General features: G+C 57.6%; 19 protein-coding genes. 18 read left to right on the top strand and 1 reads right to left on the bottom strand.

Annotated elements, in window-relative coordinates:
• Positions 1-85: 85 nt before the first annotated feature.
• Complete coding sequence (gene murF / locus IRT44_RS12535; RefSeq protein WP_212132404.1) at positions 86-1465, bottom strand: UDP-N-acetylmuramoyl-tripeptide--D-alanyl-D-alanine ligase; 1380 nt, start codon at positions 1463-1465, stop codon at positions 86-88.
• Between the two features lie 650 nt (positions 1466-2115).
• On the opposite strand from murF, the gene rpsU reads away from it, so the two are divergent.
• The 18 genes from rpsU to IRT44_RS12625 all read left to right on the top strand — a co-directional run bounded on the left by rpsU (position 2116) and on the right by IRT44_RS12625 (position 16464).
• The gene (gene rpsU, locus IRT44_RS12540; protein WP_029097302.1) at positions 2116-2289 is read left to right on the top strand and encodes a 30S ribosomal protein S21; all 174 of its coding nucleotides are present in this window, start codon (positions 2116-2118) and stop codon (positions 2287-2289) included.
• Between the two features lie 17 nt (positions 2290-2306).
• Complete coding sequence (locus tag IRT44_RS12545) at positions 2307-2753, top strand: GatB/YqeY domain-containing protein (RefSeq protein WP_171565324.1); 447 nt, start codon at positions 2307-2309, stop codon at positions 2751-2753.
• A gap of 171 nt (positions 2754-2924) precedes the next feature.
• Complete coding sequence (locus tag IRT44_RS12550) at positions 2925-4268, top strand: NfeD family protein (RefSeq protein ID WP_171565323.1); 1344 nt, start codon at positions 2925-2927, stop codon at positions 4266-4268.
• Positions 4269-4275: 7 nt separating this feature from the next.
• Complete coding sequence (gene floA, locus IRT44_RS12555) at positions 4276-5283, top strand: flotillin-like protein FloA (protein WP_230076759.1); 1008 nt, start codon at positions 4276-4278, stop codon at positions 5281-5283.
• Positions 5284-5296: 13 nt separating this feature from the next.
• Positions 5297-5809, top strand: a complete 513-nt coding sequence (locus tag IRT44_RS12560; RefSeq protein WP_171565321.1) for a hypothetical protein — start codon at positions 5297-5299, stop codon at positions 5807-5809.
• A 166-nt stretch (positions 5810-5975) separates the two neighbouring features.
• Positions 5976-6173, top strand: coding sequence for a sigma-70 family RNA polymerase sigma factor (locus IRT44_RS12565; protein ID WP_171565320.1), 198 nt, complete (start codon positions 5976-5978; stop codon positions 6171-6173).
• Positions 6174-6338: 165 nt separating this feature from the next.
• Entirely contained in the window at positions 6339-6623 is a 285-nt protein-coding gene (gene yqfC, locus IRT44_RS12570) for a sporulation protein YqfC (RefSeq protein WP_171565319.1), read from the top strand.
• Positions 6624-6665: 42 nt separating this feature from the next.
• A complete protein-coding gene (gene yqfD / locus IRT44_RS12575; RefSeq protein ID WP_230076760.1) occupies positions 6666-7880 on the top strand; it encodes a sporulation protein YqfD in 1215 nt (404 codons plus the stop codon).
• A 38-nt stretch (positions 7881-7918) separates the two neighbouring features.
• Complete coding sequence (locus IRT44_RS12580; RefSeq protein WP_171565317.1) at positions 7919-8893, top strand: PhoH family protein; 975 nt, start codon at positions 7919-7921, stop codon at positions 8891-8893.
• Between the two features lie 16 nt (positions 8894-8909).
• A complete protein-coding gene (gene ybeY, locus IRT44_RS12585; RefSeq protein WP_230076761.1) occupies positions 8910-9389 on the top strand; it encodes an rRNA maturation RNase YbeY in 480 nt (159 codons plus the stop codon).
• 10 nt (positions 9390-9399) lie between these two features.
• Complete coding sequence (locus IRT44_RS12590) at positions 9400-9783, top strand: diacylglycerol kinase (protein WP_171565315.1); 384 nt, start codon at positions 9400-9402, stop codon at positions 9781-9783.
• Between the two features lie 124 nt (positions 9784-9907).
• On the top strand, positions 9908-10306 hold the full coding sequence (locus tag IRT44_RS12595; protein ID WP_171565314.1) for a cytidine deaminase: 399 nt from the start codon (positions 9908-9910) through the stop codon (positions 10304-10306).
• Positions 10299-11213 (top strand): GTPase Era, encoded by a 915-nt coding sequence (gene era, locus IRT44_RS12600; protein ID WP_171565313.1) that lies wholly within the window; start codon positions 10299-10301, stop codon positions 11211-11213. The genes IRT44_RS12595 and era overlap by 8 nt, the downstream gene beginning before the upstream one ends.
• Positions 11214-11304: 91 nt before the next feature.
• Complete coding sequence (locus tag IRT44_RS12605) at positions 11305-11457, top strand: YqzL family protein (RefSeq protein WP_171565312.1); 153 nt, start codon at positions 11305-11307, stop codon at positions 11455-11457.
• Positions 11448-12200, top strand: coding sequence for a DNA repair protein RecO (gene recO / locus IRT44_RS12610; RefSeq protein ID WP_171565311.1), 753 nt, complete (start codon positions 11448-11450; stop codon positions 12198-12200). Before IRT44_RS12605 ends, recO begins: the two co-directional genes overlap by 10 nt.
• A 483-nt stretch (positions 12201-12683) precedes the next feature.
• Positions 12684-13631: a glycine--tRNA ligase subunit alpha gene (glyQ, locus tag IRT44_RS12615; RefSeq protein ID WP_171565310.1), complete on the top strand. Its 948-nt coding sequence runs from the start codon at positions 12684-12686 to the stop codon at positions 13629-13631.
• Positions 13624-15696 carry a glycine--tRNA ligase subunit beta gene (gene glyS / locus IRT44_RS12620; protein WP_212132400.1) on the top strand — a complete coding sequence of 691 codons (2073 nt, stop codon included), beginning with the start codon at positions 13624-13626 and terminating at the stop codon, positions 15694-15696. The genes glyQ and glyS overlap by 8 nt, the downstream gene beginning before the upstream one ends.
• Before the next feature lie 120 nt (positions 15697-15816).
• Positions 15817-16464 (top strand): transcriptional regulator CcpN, encoded by a 648-nt coding sequence (locus IRT44_RS12625; protein WP_029097288.1) that lies wholly within the window; start codon positions 15817-15819, stop codon positions 16462-16464.
• Positions 16465-16466: the final 2 nt, after the last annotated feature.

Consider the following 16466-nt stretch of genomic DNA (forward strand, 5'->3'; position numbering starts at 1 on the left):
AGTGCCCTGGGGCGCTCCCGTGTTCATTTTTGGACAAGGAGCCTCTGTAGCGAGGCTCCTTGCTGTTTTTCGTTTTCAATTGTGGTCACGCGTGATCTTCCAGCGCCTGAAGCAGCGTCCACAGTCCCATGCCTTGCGACGCTTTGAACAGAAAGGCGTGATGGGCGTCGCGCACCGCAAGGAGCGTTTCGACTGCTTCAGCCTTGGTCGGGAAGTAGCGCTTATTCCCCTCGTACGCGTCATACAGGTGCTGCGCTTGCTCACCGACGGCCACGAGCAGTTCGATTCGGTCGCGGTAGCGGTTGGCGAAAGCCCCCACCTGGGCGTGCATGGCCGGGCTGTTCTCGCCAAGCTCAAACATGTCGCCCAGCACCAGCACCTTTTTACGCTCGGGGAACAGATCCGCAAACGTGGAGATCGCCGCTTCCATCGACGAAGGGCTGGCGTTGTACGCGTCGTTGATGTAGAGCGGGCCATGGGCGGACTCGATCCGCTCGAAACGCATGGCCGACAGGCGCACCGTCGCCAGCGCGCGGATGATCTCCGCTGTCGTCATGCCGAAGTGGCGGCCGATCGCAACAGCCGGCAGCGCGTTCAGGACGTTGTGCGTGCCGAACAGCGGCAGGAAGGCCGCGAAGCGCTCCCCGTCCCGGAAGCAGACGTCAAATCGCGTCCCGTCGTCAGCGGATTGGATATTCTCCGCCCAGATGTCAGCGGGGGCGTTGACGGAGTAGTACATGATGCGGCCCGGATAAAGTGGCGCCACCTTGCGCAGGTATTCGCTGTCTCCGTTCAAAAGGACCAGTCCGTCCGGATCAGTGTGGGGAAGCAGTTCTGCCTTGGCGAGCGCGATTTTCTCCCGCGAGCCAAAAAACTCGATGTGGGCTTCGCCGATATAGGTAATCACGCTGATCTGCGGCTTGACCAGCGAGGCCAGCAGGTCGATTTCGCCAGCGTGGTTCATGCCCAGCTCCAGCACGGCTGCCTGATGCTGCTCTTCCACCTGCAGCAGGGAGTAGGGAACGCCCAGGTGGTTGTTGAGATTTTTGTAGGTCTTGTGGATGGAAAACCGGCTTTCCAGCAGGTGGGCGACGATGTCCTTCGTTGTCGTTTTGCCGTTGCTGCCGGTAATGGCCACAAAGGGTATGGAAAAGGACGTGCGGTAAGCAGCTGCCAGCTTTTGAAACGCGCGCAGCGTGTCGTTCACCAGAATCAGGCCGAATCCCGCCGGCAGGCTGTCTGGCACCTTTTGTTCGTTGGAGATGATCGCTGCCCGTGCGCCTTTTTCCGCCGCCTGCAGGAGAAAGTCGTGTCCGTCCCGCGTTCCGGCAATCGCCACGAACAAGGCACCCGGCAAAAGCTGACGCGTGTCAAAGTGAACGGATGTCACCGTCAGCCCGGGATCGCCCGCCAGCAGCAGCCCTTCCGCCATAACGGCCGCTCGTCCCAGTGCAATTTCTCTCATAGGTCCAATCCCCTTTTCATCGAATCGTTTTCGATCGTGGAAACCACGAAGTCATGCTAACACTCCTGTTCGGCCGCGGCAAGGAAAAAATGACGGTCCCCATCGCAGACAGCCGAACAGGTCAATGATCATGAAACAGTCATGCGTACAGGTTGCTGGTAGTTCAGGTGGCGATAAAAAAGCATAATGGCCACAGACGGCGAAAAACGCCCGAAAACGAAGATTCGGGCGTCTGTTACATCATGTATGGCAGCGGGACCTATTCAGATATTGGATCGGCTTTTATAACTTTTTTTAACCAGTACAATTACCCAGTTGCCTCTTATTGTAATATATTCCCTTCCGATTCACAATCATGCCGCGCGTTTGAACAGTTCAGTCACAAACGTCGCAACAATTTCTCTTTACGGCAAAGCGGTTTTGCGTAAGCGTGCTTTTCCTCTCCTGACAGAATTGCGCCTCGGTCAGCTGATCTTTACCCCAGCAGGAAAGGAGGCCATGAGTGAACGCACTGCTGCCTCTTCCGAGCTGGCTTCCAAGAATAAGTTGGAAAGAAAGGTTGACCTGTCTTGGTTTTCTGTCCTATAATGTAGTGTGACAGTCTGTTGGTAACAGGCGTCCCACGGTTTTAGCGGAGGGAGGGAAGACAGATGGCAGAAGTTCGAGTCAAGAAAAACGAGTCTTTGGAACAGGCACTTCGTCGCTTCAAGCGTGAGAGCGCCAAAGCAGGGGTTATGGCGGAACTGAGAAAACGCCGCCACTTCGAAAAACCCAGCGTGCGCCGCAAGAAAAAATCCGAAGCAGCTCGCAAGCGCAAGTACTAATTGACGGAGGGCTCATCATGAGTGTAATGGAGCGACTCGATCAAGATATGAAGCAAGCGATGAAGGACAAAGCTGCGCTGAAACTCTCTGTTATTCGCATGGTGAAAGCTGCGTTAAAGAACGAAGAGATTAGTAAAGGTAGACTGTTGTCTGAAGACGAAGAGCTGACCATCTTGACTCGCGAGTTAAAACAGCGCCGTGAATCCCTCCAAGAATTCGAAAAGGCGGGTCGTGACGACCTCGCCGCCAAAACACGAGAGGAAATCGACGTGCTCTCCGCGTATCTGCCCGCTCAATTGAGCGAGGACGAACTGCGCGGCATTGTACGGGACGCGATTGCCGCCACCGGAGCCACCTCCAAAAAGGAGATGGGCAAGGTGATGGGGGCGATCATGCCGAAAGTAAAAGGAAGAGCCGACGGTGCTCTCGTGCAAAAGATTGTATCTGAGGAATTGCCATCGTAATGAGGATCAACCTCATCTAGATACGCACAAAAGACTCAGTCCCATGCGGCTGGGTCTTTCTTTATGGCACGAATAAGGCAATCAATAAAAAATTATGAAACGGGCGTGAATCTGACCCGTATACCTAAGTAGCCATTCGAGGAGGCTGTATAAGGAAAGGAGGTGGAGGTAATGAATGTGTCACGCATCGTTTCCCGTCCCGTTCGCTTGTTGCTGGCGCTGCTTTGCGTGGCGATAGGGCTCGCCGGTCTGCTGGCCGGAAGTCCGGCTGCTGCCAAACCGTATCAGAAAGCGGTCTGGATTCCCGTGGAGCACCAGATCGAGCAGGGGCTGGAAAGCTTTCTGAAGCGGGCGTTTGCCGAAGCAACGAGTAAGGGCGCGGATCTGATCGTGCTGCACATCAACACCCCCGGCGGAGAAATCAATGCGGCCGACTCCATCGGCCAACTGGTCAGACAATCGCCAATCCACGTGGTGGCCTACATCGACAATCAGGCGTTTTCGGCCGGCACCTATATCGCTCTGAACGCAAACGAAATTGTCATGACCCCAGGCAGCAGCATCGGGGCGGCGACGCCGATTGACCTGGCGGGCAACGCCGCCGACGTGAAGATCATCTCCGGGTGGGCTAACAAAATGGAGGCGGCAGCCAAGCTGAACAACCGCAATCCGGACGTGGCCCGGGCCATGGTGGAAATCGACCGGGAGTTTCCGGGGTTGAAACCGAAAGGCACCGTTCTTTCCCTGGATGCCGAGCGGGCCAAGCAGTTGGGCTACGCCGAACAGGTGGTGGCCAACAAGGCACAGCTTCTCGCGTATCTGGGCGTCAATGCGGATGAGCTGGAAACGATTGAACCGACAATCGGCGAGCGGGTGGCCCGTTTTGTCACCAGTCCGGTTGTCATGAGCCTTCTGTTGATCATTGGTCTGGTGGGCATCGTCGTCGAGCTGTTTGCCCCCGGATTTGGCGTGGGCGGCACGGTTGCGTTGTGCGCCTTTGGTCTGTACTTCTTCGGCCATTACGTGGCGGGATTCGCCAATTGGCTGCATATCTGCCTGTTTGTTCTGGGCATCCTGCTGATGATATTGGAAATCTTCGTTCCCGGCGGGATCGTCGGTGGGCTTGGCTTCATCAGCATTGTCGCCGGCTTGGTCATGGCTGCCTACGACACAAAACAGGGGCTTGCATCGCTGGGGATCGCTGTCCTGGTCACGGTGATCGTCGCCTTCGCGCTGATTAAAAAATACGGCATCAAAGGACTGATCAGCCGGTTTGTGCTGGGTGACGTGCAGCGCAATGAAGCGGGCTACGTGGCGCCGAAGGACCAGCGGCACCTGCTGGGCAAGGAGGGGATTGCCCTGACGCCGCTTCGACCGGCGGGCGTGGTCAAGATTGAGGGGCGGCGCATTGATGCCGTCAGCGGAGGCGGATTTATTGCCGCCGGCACCCCCATCACCGTAATACAGGTGGAAGGCAGCCGCGTTGTCGTGCAGGAACAAGAACAAAAGGAGTAGATGATTCATGTTGGATAGCGGATTGATTCCTATCATTTTTATGGTGGCAGTGGCGATCGTTGTCCTGTCGATCTTTTTCTCATTCGTCCCGGTAATGCTCTGGATTTCCGCGCTCGCCTCCGGTGTGCGCGTCGGCATCATCACGCTGGTGGCCATGCGGCTGCGCCGCGTGATTCCTTCGCGCATCGTCAACCCGCTGATCAAGGCGAGAAAAGCGGGGCTGGAGCTTGACACGAACCAGTTGGAAAGCCACTACCTGGCAGGCGGAAACGTAGACCGTGTCGTCGATGCCCTGGTAGCTGCACAGCGGGCTGACATTCCGCTCGGCTTCGAGCGGGCCGCCGCGATTGACCTGGCGGGCCGTGACGTGCTGGAAGCGGTGCAGATGAGCGTAAACCCGAAAGTGATTGAAACCCCCGTCGTCGCCGCCATGGCCAAGGACGGGATCGAGGTAAAGGCAAAGGCGAAGGTGACTGTTCGCGCCAACATCGACCGACTGGTGGGGGGCGCAGGCGAAGAAACGATTATCGCCCGTGTTGGCGAAGGGATCGTGACGACGATCGGTTCGTCCAACTCCCACAAAGACGTGCTGGAAAATCCGGACAGCATTTCGCAAACCGTGTTGAACAAAGGGTTGGACGCCGGTACAGCGTTTGAAATCCTCTCCATCGACATCGCTGATGTAGATGTGGGCAAAAACATCGGGGCACAGCTCCAAACCGATCAGGCGGAAGCAGACAAACGCATCGCTCAGGCAAAAGCAGAGGAGCGCCGCGCGATGGCGGTCGCCCAGGAACAGGAAATGAAGGCGCGCGTCGTAGAGATGAAGGCCAAGGTTGTGGAAGCCGAGGCGCAGGTGCCGCTCGCGCTCTCCGAAGCCCTGAGAAGCGGCAAATTGGGCGTAATGGATTACTACAACCTGCAAAACATCTCCGCCGATACGCAAATGCGCCAGGCATTCGGCGCCACCGGCAGCAAGCAAAAGTCCGACCTGCCTGACCAAGACCAAGAGTAAGAGGCGATAGCCAATGGACGATCTTATTGATCTGTTGATTGATCTGCTGATTGATCAGTTGGAATGGGTTTTACCGCTCCTTGGCAAGTTCTGGGTTCTGATCGCGGGGTTCTTCGGCTACTTGCTGTTTGGCAAAAAAGGCAAACAAGGGCGCAGCATGTCCCAGGGAAAACCGCAGCGTCCTCCGCTAACCCCGGTGGACAGCGGCGATTTCCCGCTCCCTGCAGATGTAGAGTTGCAGCCGGAGCGGCGCATGGTGGTGCGGCAGGAATCCAGGTCTGCCATGGAAGAACGCGCCGCCGAACCGGAATGGCTGGAAGAGGAGATGCATATGCCGCTGGCGAATGTGGAAGCGGCACCGGCCGCCCAAGTTGTTGGGTATGATGCTGCGCTCCAACCGTCCCCGGCAGAGCAAGCAACAGAAAAGCCAACCGAGCTCGATCCTCGGGAAGGGATGAAGTGGGCGATCATTTTCGGTCCGCCCCGGGCCAAAAGCAGGCCCCTTCCCTACCGCCGCAGCGTTTGACGCATGGGTGTAACAGACAGGCGAACATTCCCGTTCGCCTGTTGTTTTTTGACTGAACATTTTGTCGAAAGAAATCGAACATCTGGTCTTGTGCCTCAAGTCTTGGTTGACTATTCTTGATCTAGGCACGAACTATTAACAATAAGGGTGAGGGGTAGAGCGGCGAATGGATCGACAGGAACTGGAGAGGATGAGCAAGTTTCGCCAAAAGGTGATCCGGCTTGTCATCTATGAAAGGAAATCGATCTATGAAACGGCGATCGCCTGCGGATGTACGGCGGAAAAGGTAAAGCGCGTGATCAAGAAGTGGAAGGCCCTCAAACGGTACGGAACGCCTTTTCCCACCGACGAACAGAAGACGTGACGGGACGAGCCCCGACGCTTGCGGAAGCGAGTGTCGGGGCGATTTTCTCTGCATGATTTTCTCCCCTCACCGCATACGGTTATAGAAGAAGGACGCACCGGGCACCCGGACTGGCTTGGAGGGATGCATTCCGGCGCAGCAGCACCAGTAAAGGGGGGCTTGCTCATGAAACGATGGGGCCGCCGTCTGCGCCATCTGGCCGTTGGAGTGCTGGATTTGCCGCAAGATGTGGTGCTGGAAGTCCCGCGCATCACGATGATCGGCCATCTGCAAATGTATATCGAAAACCACCGCGGAGTTCTCCACTTTAGTGAAAAGGAGCTCCGCTTGCTGTTGACCAATGGACAGCTGCTCGTTACTGGAGAACAATTGGTGATCCGGGCGATCCTGCCGGAGGAAATCCTGTTGGAGGGGCGCATCGGCGGCGTCAAGTTTCTGGAGAAACCTTAGGAAACGTTCCGCGACAATACCTGGGAAAGTGGGGACGGGCACATGCGCAATGGATTGCAGGAATGGTTGGACGGCTATATCACGATCACCGTCCGGGGAAAGCGGTTTGAACGAATGTTGAACATGGCGGTACGGGAAGGTATCCGAATCTGGAACATCCGCAGAGTGGGGCAGGAGGTGGGCCGCTGCGACATCCTGATCCGCGATTACTTTCGCTTGCGGCCGTTTTTGCGGGAGACAGGCTGTCGCCCTCACGTGGAACGACGAGGCGGGCTGCCTTTCTGGCTGGTCCGGCTGCGCCGGCGGGCCGGTCTTGTCATCGGCGCCTCTTTATTTTTGGTCGGAATGTACATGCTCTCCTCGTTCGTCTGGCAGGTGGAGGTGCAGGGAGTCAGGCAAATGCGCCCCGAGGCGGTGACTAATGCGGCGGCACAGGTCGGGATTAAAGAAGGGGTCTGGAAGGCCAAACTAAAAGAATCACACGTGCTGCAGCGGGAACTGATGAGCCTGCTGCCGGAAGCGTCCAGGGTCATTGTTGACATACAAGGCACCAAGGCGATTATCCAGGTGGTAGAGAAAGAAGAGCCGGAGAAGCCGGCCCCGCCCAGTCCGCGCCACCTGGTTGCCAAGAAGCGGGCGGTCGTGCACACGATTCTGCCGGAAGCGGGCAAAAGCATGGTGTCTGTCAACCAGTTTGTGGAAAAAGGGCAGACGCTGATATCCGGCATTATCGGCAATGAGACCAGGCAAAAGGCAGTCGCCGCCCGCGGCACGGTAAAAGGGGAGGTGTGGTACGTCAGCAACGTCACGATGCCGCTCGCCCAGGTGCACTATCAGTTGACCGGTGAACGGCAGCAGACGCAGTATCTGCTCGTCGGCCCCTTCGCCGTGCAGATATGGCCGTTCAAACAGCAGCCGTTTGCGCAGGCCGAGTCGGTCGAGCAGCGCTTCCAACCCTCGTATGCGGGCTTTACAAGTCCGATCGGCTGGAAGACGGTCACGCAGGCGGAGGCGGAGCCAGTCCGGCGGGAATTGAGCATGGAAGAAGCGCTGCAGGCTGCCAAGCAGGCGGCCCGCGAGGACGTGCTGCGGCAGGCGGGCAAAGATGCGGTAATTCAGGACGAAAAAGTTTTGCACGTGAAGAGAGAGAATGGTAAAGTTTATTTGAGTATTCATTTTTCCGTTATTGAGGACATTGCCGTCGAGCAGCCGATTCTGGGCCTGCCGCCGGCTCCCCAGGCAAACGGCAATTCGTAATGGATTGCGGACAACCGCTGCAAGGAGATGGAAGCCTGTTGCACGTACAAGAAGAGGTAAAAATTCCGTTTGTTGACGCATCGGAAGCGTTGTTGCTGTTCGGTCCCCACGATGCATATCTCAAATTGATCGAGGAAACGACCACAGCAAAAATCATGACACGCAGCGGCGAGCTGGTCATCAGCGGCGAAAAGGCCGAAGTGGATAAGCTCTCCCGCTTGTTTGCCGTCCTGCTCCAGCTGATTCGGCGGGACATCGCCCTGTCCGAGCGCGACGTCTCGTACGCGCTGCAATTGGTGGAACGGGGAGAAGCGGAACAATTGCTGGACGTCTACGACGAGGAAGTGGCTCGCACCCAAAAGGGCAAGCTGATTCGCGCCAAGACGCTGGGACAGCGCCACTACCTGTCCGCCATCAAGCGGCACGACATCGTGTTTGGCATCGGGCCGGCCGGTACCGGCAAAACGTACCTGGCTGTGGTAATGGCGGTCAACGCGTTGAAAAACGGACGAGTCAAGCGCATCGTGCTGACGCGCCCGGCCGTGGAGGCAGGAGAGAGCCTCGGCTTTTTGCCCGGCGACTTGCAGGAAAAAGTGGACCCCTATCTGCGTCCGCTCTACGACGCCTTGTACGACATGCTGGGCACGGAACAGGTGGCCAAGATGATGGAGCGCGGGCTGATTGAAGTGGCTCCGCTGGCATACATGCGCGGGCGAACGCTGGAAGACTGCTTTGTCATCCTGGACGAAGCGCAGAACACCACGCCTGAACAAATGAAAATGTTTCTCACCCGTCTGGGCTTCGGTTCCAAAATGGTGATTACCGGCGACGTGACCCAGATCGACCTGCCCAAAGGGAAAAAATCGGGTTTGCGGGAAGCAGAGCGCATTCTGGCCCCGATCCCCGAAGTGGCATTTATCCGCTTCCAGGAAGCCGACGTGGTGCGCCACAGCCTGGTGCAGAAGATCATCGAAGCGTACGCCAAAGACGAACACGAACACAGCTACCGGTAAAGGAGATTGGGTACCCGTGCTATCCGTAGAAATTCTTCATGACGAAATCCAACCGATTGACGAATCCCTGCAGGACCTGATCGTCCGCTGCCTGGAAGCGGCTGCTGAGCGGGAAGGCGTGGACGGCGAAGTGGTGGTGACGCTGGTGAACAACGAGCGCATCCATGAGCTGAACCGCCAATACCGTGGCGTTGACCGTCCCACCGACGTGCTGTCGTTTGCGATGAACGAGTCGGGAGAGGGAGAAATAGACATTTATTTGGACGAGGAAGCGTTGGACGCGCTCCCCAACATGCTGGGGGACATTGTCATTTCCGTTCCCAAGGCGGAGGAGCAGGCGGCAGAGTATGGACACTCGCTCGAACGGGAACTGGGTTTTCTCGCTGTTCACGGTTTTCTCCATCTGCTCGGGTACGACCACGGCACGGAGGAAGAGGAGAAAGAGATGTTTTCCCGTCAGGAGGCAGTGCTGCAGCAGATTGGTTTGACGAGGTAGGCGATAGCGTTTGAAAGAGTGGCGCCGTTTGGTCAGCAGCTTTTCCTATGCCCTGCAAGGCATAGTCCAAACCGTGAAGACACAGCGAAACATGCAAATCCACGTCGCATTTGCCGTGCTGGCGCTGGCGGCGGCGTGGTGGCTGCGCATTCCTCGCGGCGATGTTTTGCTGGTCTTTTTTTCTATCGCGCTGGTGTGGGCGCTCGAGTTGGTCAATACCGCCCTGGAGGCAGCAGTCGATTTGTCCTCCCCCGAGTGGCACGCGAAGGCCAAAACGGCCAAGGACGCTTGTGCCGGTGCCGTCCTGGTGGCGGCTGTCCTGTCCGTCGTAATCGGCGTCGCTGTTTTCGGCCCACCGCTCTGGGGGAAACTCACGGTATGGCTGGCCGTGTAACAGGAGGACTGGCCTGGTGCGGCTCTGCGGCACCGCCTGCAGGCCGGCGGGTGCCTCGCGTTTGCTTTACCCACTACATATGTATTGAAATGTATTGATTGGCGAGGGAACGGTGATGATGAACATGGATAAACAAGCCCTGCTGGAGCAAGCGAAAGAAGCGAGAAAGCTGGCGTATGTGCCGTATTCCAACTTTCCTGTGGGAGCGGCACTCTTGACCGACAGCGGCAAGGTGTATCTCGGCTGCAATATCGAGAACGCCTCCTTCCCGCTGTGCAACTGCGCGGAACGGACCGCGCTGTTTAAGGCGTATTCCGAAGGGGATACCCGTTACAAGGCGATCGCCGTGGTGGCTGACACGCCGAATCCGGTCTCTCCCTGCGGCGCGTGCCGGCAGGTGATGGCGGAGCTGTGCCCGCCCGACATGCCGGTCATCCTTGCCAACATGAACGGTGACGTGACAGAAACAACAGTATCCGCCCTGCTTCCCGGGGCGTTTGCCAAGGAGGATTTACGTGGATAATCGCACGAAAAAAGGTTTCAAATCCGGGTTTGTCTCCATTGTGGGCAGGCCCAACGTGGGGAAATCCACGCTGTTAAACCACATCGTCGGCCAGAAGATTGCGATCATGTCCAACAAACCGCAGACGACGCGCAACAAGATTACCGCCGTCTACACGACAGAGCAGGGACAAGTCATCTTCCTGGACACGCCGGGGATTCACAAGCCCAAGTCCAAGCTGGGCGACTACATGGTCGCCGTCGCGGAAAACACGCTCAACGAAGTGGACCTGGTGCTGTTTGTCATCGACGCAACGGAAAAACGGGGGCCGGGTGACGATTACATCATTGAGCGGCTCAAGCAGGTAAAAACTCCCGTCTTTCTGGTGATCAACAAAATTGACAAGGTTCACCCGGAGGAACTGCTGCCGATCATCGACGAATACCGGAAGCTGTACGAGTTCAAACAGATCATCCCGATTTCCGCTCTGGAGGGGAACAACACCGGGCCGCTGATCCAGGCCATCTTTGACGAGATGGAAGAAGGGCCGATGTACTACCCGCCCGACCAGGTGACCGACCACCCCGAGCGCTTCATCGTGGCCGAATTGATCAGGGAAAAGGTGCTGCATCTGACCCGCGAAGAGGTGCCCCATTCGATCGCCGTGACGGTTGAAGAAATGAAGCGGGGCGAAAACGGAAAGACCCTGTACATCTACGCGGCCATTTACGTCGAGCGGGATTCGCAGAAAGGCATCCTGATCGGCGAGAGAGGGCAGATGCTCAAGGAAATCGGCCGCCGCGCCCGTCTGGACATCGAGCGGCTGATGGGGGACAAGGTGTTTCTGGAACTGTGGGTCAAGGTGAAAAAAGACTGGCGCAATCAGGAGCGAATGCTGCGCAATTTTGGTTTTTACGATGAAGAATAGCGGTGTCAATTTTTCCATGGCATAGAAAAACGGGCGCAGGTGAATCTAAGAAGGAAGTGGATTCAGCCGAAACAAGAAAGGATGATGCTTCATGCTTCGTGACTTTTCTTGGAAATATTTCGCTTCGACCGGTGACATCCATGCTTACCTTCTCTACAGAGAACACCTTCAAACGACTGCCGACGAGGAGGACACGTTTGAATTCGCCCAAAAGGAGCCGGGTGAAACACACGCATGCTTGTAAAGTGGGAAGGCATTGTCATCCGCAGCGTGGACTATGGCGAGTCCAGCAAAGTGGTGACGTTGTTTACGCGGGAGCACGGCAAAGTGGGCATCATGGCCCGCGGCGCGAAAAAGCCGAAAAGCCGCCTGGGGGCCGTCTCCCAACTGTTTACCCATGGATACTATCTGTGCAAGGCAGGGCCTGGAAGCGGCATGCCTGACCTGTCCCAGGGAGAGATCGTGGAGTCGTTCCGGGACTTGCGGCAAAACCTGGCTGCCACGGCTTATGCCGCGTACATAGCGGAGCTGTTGGACCGGTTGACGGATGAACGGGAAGCCAATCCTTTTTTGTTTCACATGGTATTGCTGCTGTTTCGCTATCTGGATGAAGGCAGGGATGCGGAAATTCTCTGCCGGATCTTCGAGACAAAAATGCTGCGGGTGGCGGGCATTGCCCCGCACCTGTCGGGATGTGCCAGCTGCGGGGCGGAGCGGGAGCCATATGCGATCAGCGTGTCGCAGGGAGGACTCATCTGTCCCGTCTGCCTTCCGCAGGACCCGTATGCAATCGCCGTCACCCCGTCGGTCTGGAAGCTGCTTCGCCTGTTTCAGGTGTTTGATCTGGAGCGGCTGGGCGAGATTGAAGTGAAACCCGCGACGCGCAGCCAGCTCAAACACGTGCTGCGCAGCTTTTTGGACCAACATCTCGATTTGCGGCTGAAAAGTCGGGCGTTTCTGGATCAGATCGAAAACATCGGCTTGTAGCCGGCCGGAATGTCATGTGGATCTGCATTGACATCCGTTTTGCTTTTCGCTATGATAAGTACCAAATGTGATATCGACCGTTGCTGTGAAGGAAAGGAGTAGTCGACCGCTGGCTGATCGAGAAGGCGTCGCGTCTTCTCACGTAGCGAACCGGGGAGGGTGGAAGCCTGGTAGTCATGTCGATGAACGGCGTTCCGGAGCAAGGTGAACAGCAAAAGCGGACGATGAGGCCGGTATGCCGATTCGTCAAGTAGGGTGGAACCGCGGGATAACCTCTCGTCCCTACACTGTGGAAGACACGGTGTAGGCGGCGGGAGGTTTTTTGCTGAATCAGGGGGGAGCGGCTTTTTTTAAGCTGCGGCCTGATTCGGCAGACCAGCGTCCTTTCCAACAGGGGCCATGGCACACGGGCGCTTTCACGCCTGATCGTGCTGTGCAGGCTTCGCTTGGAGTTTTTGTTACCTTCAGGAGGTGGAACGAACCATGAAAAAGACCTTTCAAGACATCATCTTGACGCTGCAAAACTTTTGGGCAAAACAAAATTGCTTGATTGTGCAGCCGTACGACGTGGAAAAAGGGGCCGGCACGCTCAACCCGATGACGTTTCTCCGCGCGATCGGGCCGGAGCCGTGGAATGTGGCTTACGTGGAGCCGTCCCGCCGGCCTGCCGACGGCCGTTACGGGGAAAACCCCAACCGCTTGTACCAGCACCATCAGTTCCAAGTGATCATGAAACCGTCGCCGGACAACATTCAGGACATCTACCTGGACAGTCTGCGCGAACTGGGCATTGAACCGCTGGAACACGACATCCGCTTTGTCGAGGACAACTGGGAGCACCCGGGGCTTGGCGCCTGGGGCCTGGGCTGGGAAGTGTGGCTGGACGGCATGGAAATCACCCAGTTCACCTATTTCCAACAGGTGGGCGGACTGGAATGCAAGCCGGTGGCGGTGGAGATCACCTACGGCTTGGAGCGCCTCGCGTCCTACATCCAGGAAAAGGAAAATGTCTTCGAGCTGGAGTGGGTCAACGGCTACACCTATGGCGACGTCTTCCTGCAGCCGGAGTACGAGCATTCCAAATACACGTTTGAGCTGTCCGACGTGGACATGCTGTTCAATCTGTACAACACCTACGAGGCGGAAGCAAAGCGCCTGATGAAAGAGCGGCTGGTGTTTCCGGCCTATGACTACGTGCTAAAGTGCTCCCACACGTTCAACCTGCTGGATGCGCGGGGGGCGATCAGCGTGACGGAGAGGACCGGTTACATCGCCCGCGTCCGCAACCTGTCCCGCGAAGTGGCTCACACCTATCTGGCAGAGCGCGAACGGCTCGGCTTCCCCTTGCTGAAAAAAGGACAATCGAGCGAGGAGGCGGCTGCGCACAACAGCGCGTCCAGCCGTGAGGAAGGAGTGAACGCAGATGAGTAAGCGCGACTTGTTGCTGGAGATCGGTACGGAAGAAATGCCGGCCCGCTTCGTCGCCGGAGCGGCCGCGCAGTTGAAGGAAAAGGTGGAAAAATGGCTGGCGGCGGAACGCCTTCCCTACGACGCGGTCTTTTCCTACGAGACACCGCGCCGCTTTGCCGTTCTGGTGAGCGGAGTGGCGGAGAAACAGCCGGACCGCAACGACGAAGCGAAAGGACCGGCCCGCAAAATCGCCATGGACGAGTCCGGCAACTGGACCAAGGCGGCGCAGGGTTTTGCCCGCAGCAACGGCGTAGACGTCGATCAGCTCTACTTCAAGGACGTGAACGGCGTCGAGTACGTGTTTGCCCGCAAGTCGGAAGCCGGGAAAGCAACCAAGGAACTGCTGCCCGCACTGGCTGATGTGATCGCCGGCATGACGTTCCCGAAAAACATGCGCTGGGGCGCGTATGAGCTGAAGTACGTGCGCCCGATCCGCTGGCTGGTGGCCCTCTTCGGTGAAAACGTGATCGAGATGGAGATCGCCGGTGTTAAATCGGGACGCGTGACGCGCGGCCACCGCTTCCTCGGCAGTCAGGACGTGGCGCTGACCCATCCGGGCGAGTACGTAGCCAAGCTGTCGGAACAGCACGTCATCGTCGACCCGGACGAACGGCGCCGTTCCATCCTTGAGCAGATTCACCGATTGGAGCGGGAAAACGGCTGGCGCGTGCCGATGGATGAAGGCCTGCTGGACGAAGTGGTTCATCTGGTCGAGTATCCGACTGCGCTGTACGGCACGTTTGACGAAGCATTTCTCTCCATTCCGCGCGAGGTGCTGGTCACCTCGATGCGCGAGCACCAGCGCTACTTCCCGGTAGAGGATGGGGCTGGCAACCTGCTCAACCACTTTATCACAGTCCGCAACGGCGACAGCCGCGCGCTGGACAACGTGGCCAAAGGAAACGAAAAAGTGCTGCGCGCTCGCCTGTCCGACGCCCGCTTCTTCTATGAGGAGGATCAAAAGCTGTCGATCGACAGCTGCCTGAAGCGGCTGGAGACGATCGTCTTCCACGAAGAACTGGGGACGATCGGCGACAAGGTGCGCCGGATTCGCGATCTGGCAGGCCGTATCGCCGGTCAGCTGGAGCTGGGCAATGCGGAGGCCGCCCGCGTGGACCGCATCGCGGAGATTGCCAAGTTTGACCTGGTGACCAACATGGTGGGCGAATTTCCCGAACTGCAGGGCATCATGGGCGAGGATTACGCCCGCAAGGCAGGTGAAAGCGACGAGGTGGCGCGGGGTGTCTTCGAACACTACCTGCCCCGTTTTGCCGGCGACCAACTGCCGCAGTCTGCCGAAGGTGCAGCTGTCAGCATCGCGGACAAGCTGGACACGATCGTCGGCTGCTTCTCCATCGGCATCGTCCCCACCGGCTCGCAGGACCCGTACGGACTGCGCCGGATGGCGGCGGGAATCGTGGCAATCCTGCTCGATCGCGGCTGGAATATGCCGCTGGACCGCTTGTGGGATGCCGCATTGGACATCTATGCCGCTCAGGGCGTAACCAAGCGCGATCGGGATGAGGTGAAGAAAGACCTGGCTGATTTCTTCGCGCTGCGACTGAAAAATGCGCTGCAGGAAGACCAGATTCGTTACGATGTAATCGACGCCGTGCTGTCGGCGGACATCGCGCTGGTGCCGGACGTGCTGGCCAAAGCGAAAGCGCTGATGGCAGCGGTACAATCGGACGACTTCAAGCTGACCGTGGAACAGTTCAACCGGGCCGGCAATCTGGCACAAAAAGCGGAGGGGGACGCGATCGACGAAGCCGTCTTCACCGAGGACGCAGAACGCACCCTGTACAAGGCGTATCTGTCCGTGCGTGAGCAGGTGACGGACCTCGACGATCAGGCTCAGGTGCTGGCGACACTGTCCCAGCTGCGCGAGCCCATCCAATCGTTCTTCGACGCCGTCATGGTCATGGCTGACGATCAAGCCGTCCGCCGCAACCGACTGGCGCTCCTGCTCAACATCTCCCGCCTGATTGGCGCATATGCCGATTTTTCCAAACTGGTTTTTGCCTGATGACTGGCTGCACACGCCTCCGCCTGCCCGGCGGGGGCGAGCTTTTTTCCCGCGGAAAGAAGGAAAATCTGTGCGAATAGAGTAATACTAGGGGTAGGTACCAGACATGAACCGGGGGGATTGGTCATCGAGCTTACCAAACGCCAAGAGCAGATCTTACAGATCGTTAAGGATGAAGGACCGATTACCGGCGAACAGATCGCAGAGCGGCTCAACCTGACCAGGGCCACGCTGCGTCCCGACCTGTCAATCCTTACGATGTCCGGTTATTTAGAAGCCAGACCTCGTGTCGGTTATTTTTATGCAGGCAGACCTGCCGGCTCGGTCATAAGTGAACGGCTTCACAAGCTTCTCGTCAATGACTACAAGGCGATGCCCATCGTTGTTTCCGAATCGGCTTCCGCCTACGACGCGATCGTCACACTGTTTCTGGAAGACGTAGGCACGCTGTTCGTCGTCAACCAGAAAGGCTATCTGGCTGGTGTTCTCTCCCGCAAGGACCTGCTGCGCGCTTCGCTCGGCAACAAATCGCTGGAAGACGTGCCGGTCGGGATCATCATGACCCGCATGCCGAACATTGTTACCTGTCAGCCGGAGGACACCCTGTATTCGGCCGCCAAAAAGTTGATCGACTTTCAGATCGACTCGCTGCCCGTTGTCCGTCCCGCCGAGGGAGAGGACAGCCGAAATTACGAGCTGGTGGGCAGGGTGACGAAGACGACGATCGCCAAGGCGTTTGTGGAATTGGGCAGCGAATCGAAAGTCTAGGA

This window comes from Brevibacillus sedimenti (assembly GCF_020923495.1).
In the GTDB taxonomy this organism is placed as follows: domain Bacteria; phylum Bacillota; class Bacilli; order Brevibacillales; family Brevibacillaceae; genus Brevibacillus; species Brevibacillus aydinogluensis.

Bases quoted from the DNA above. Each gene is read 5' to 3' on its own strand.
- glyS (WP_212132400.1), top strand. From the start codon at position 13,624: ATGAGTAAGCGCGACTTGTTGCTGGAGATCGGTACGGAAGAAATGCCG.
- yqfC (WP_171565319.1), top strand. From the start codon at position 6,339: ATGAAACGATGGGGCCGCCGTCTGCGCCATCTGGCCGTTGGAGTGCTG.
- IRT44_RS12595 (WP_171565314.1), top strand. From the start codon at position 9,908: ATGGATAAACAAGCCCTGCTGGAGCAAGCGAAAGAAGCGAGAAAGCTG.
- murF (WP_212132404.1), bottom strand. From the start codon at position 1,465: ATGAGAGAAATTGCACTGGGACGAGCGGCCGTTATGGCGGAAGGGCTG.
- IRT44_RS12550 (WP_171565323.1), top strand. From the start codon at position 2,925: ATGAATGTGTCACGCATCGTTTCCCGTCCCGTTCGCTTGTTGCTGGCG.
- recO (WP_171565311.1), top strand. From the start codon at position 11,448: ATGCTTGTAAAGTGGGAAGGCATTGTCATCCGCAGCGTGGACTATGGC.
- floA (WP_230076759.1), top strand. From the start codon at position 4,276: ATGTTGGATAGCGGATTGATTCCTATCATTTTTATGGTGGCAGTGGCG.
- IRT44_RS12560 (WP_171565321.1), top strand. From the start codon at position 5,297: ATGGACGATCTTATTGATCTGTTGATTGATCTGCTGATTGATCAGTTG.
- IRT44_RS12605 (WP_171565312.1), top strand. From the start codon at position 11,305: ATGCTTCGTGACTTTTCTTGGAAATATTTCGCTTCGACCGGTGACATC.
- glyQ (WP_171565310.1), top strand. From the start codon at position 12,684: ATGAAAAAGACCTTTCAAGACATCATCTTGACGCTGCAAAACTTTTGG.
- yqfD (WP_230076760.1), top strand. From the start codon at position 6,666: ATGCGCAATGGATTGCAGGAATGGTTGGACGGCTATATCACGATCACC.
- IRT44_RS12565 (WP_171565320.1), top strand. From the start codon at position 5,976: ATGGATCGACAGGAACTGGAGAGGATGAGCAAGTTTCGCCAAAAGGTG.
- IRT44_RS12545 (WP_171565324.1), top strand. From the start codon at position 2,307: ATGAGTGTAATGGAGCGACTCGATCAAGATATGAAGCAAGCGATGAAG.
- rpsU (WP_029097302.1), top strand. From the start codon at position 2,116: ATGGCAGAAGTTCGAGTCAAGAAAAACGAGTCTTTGGAACAGGCACTT.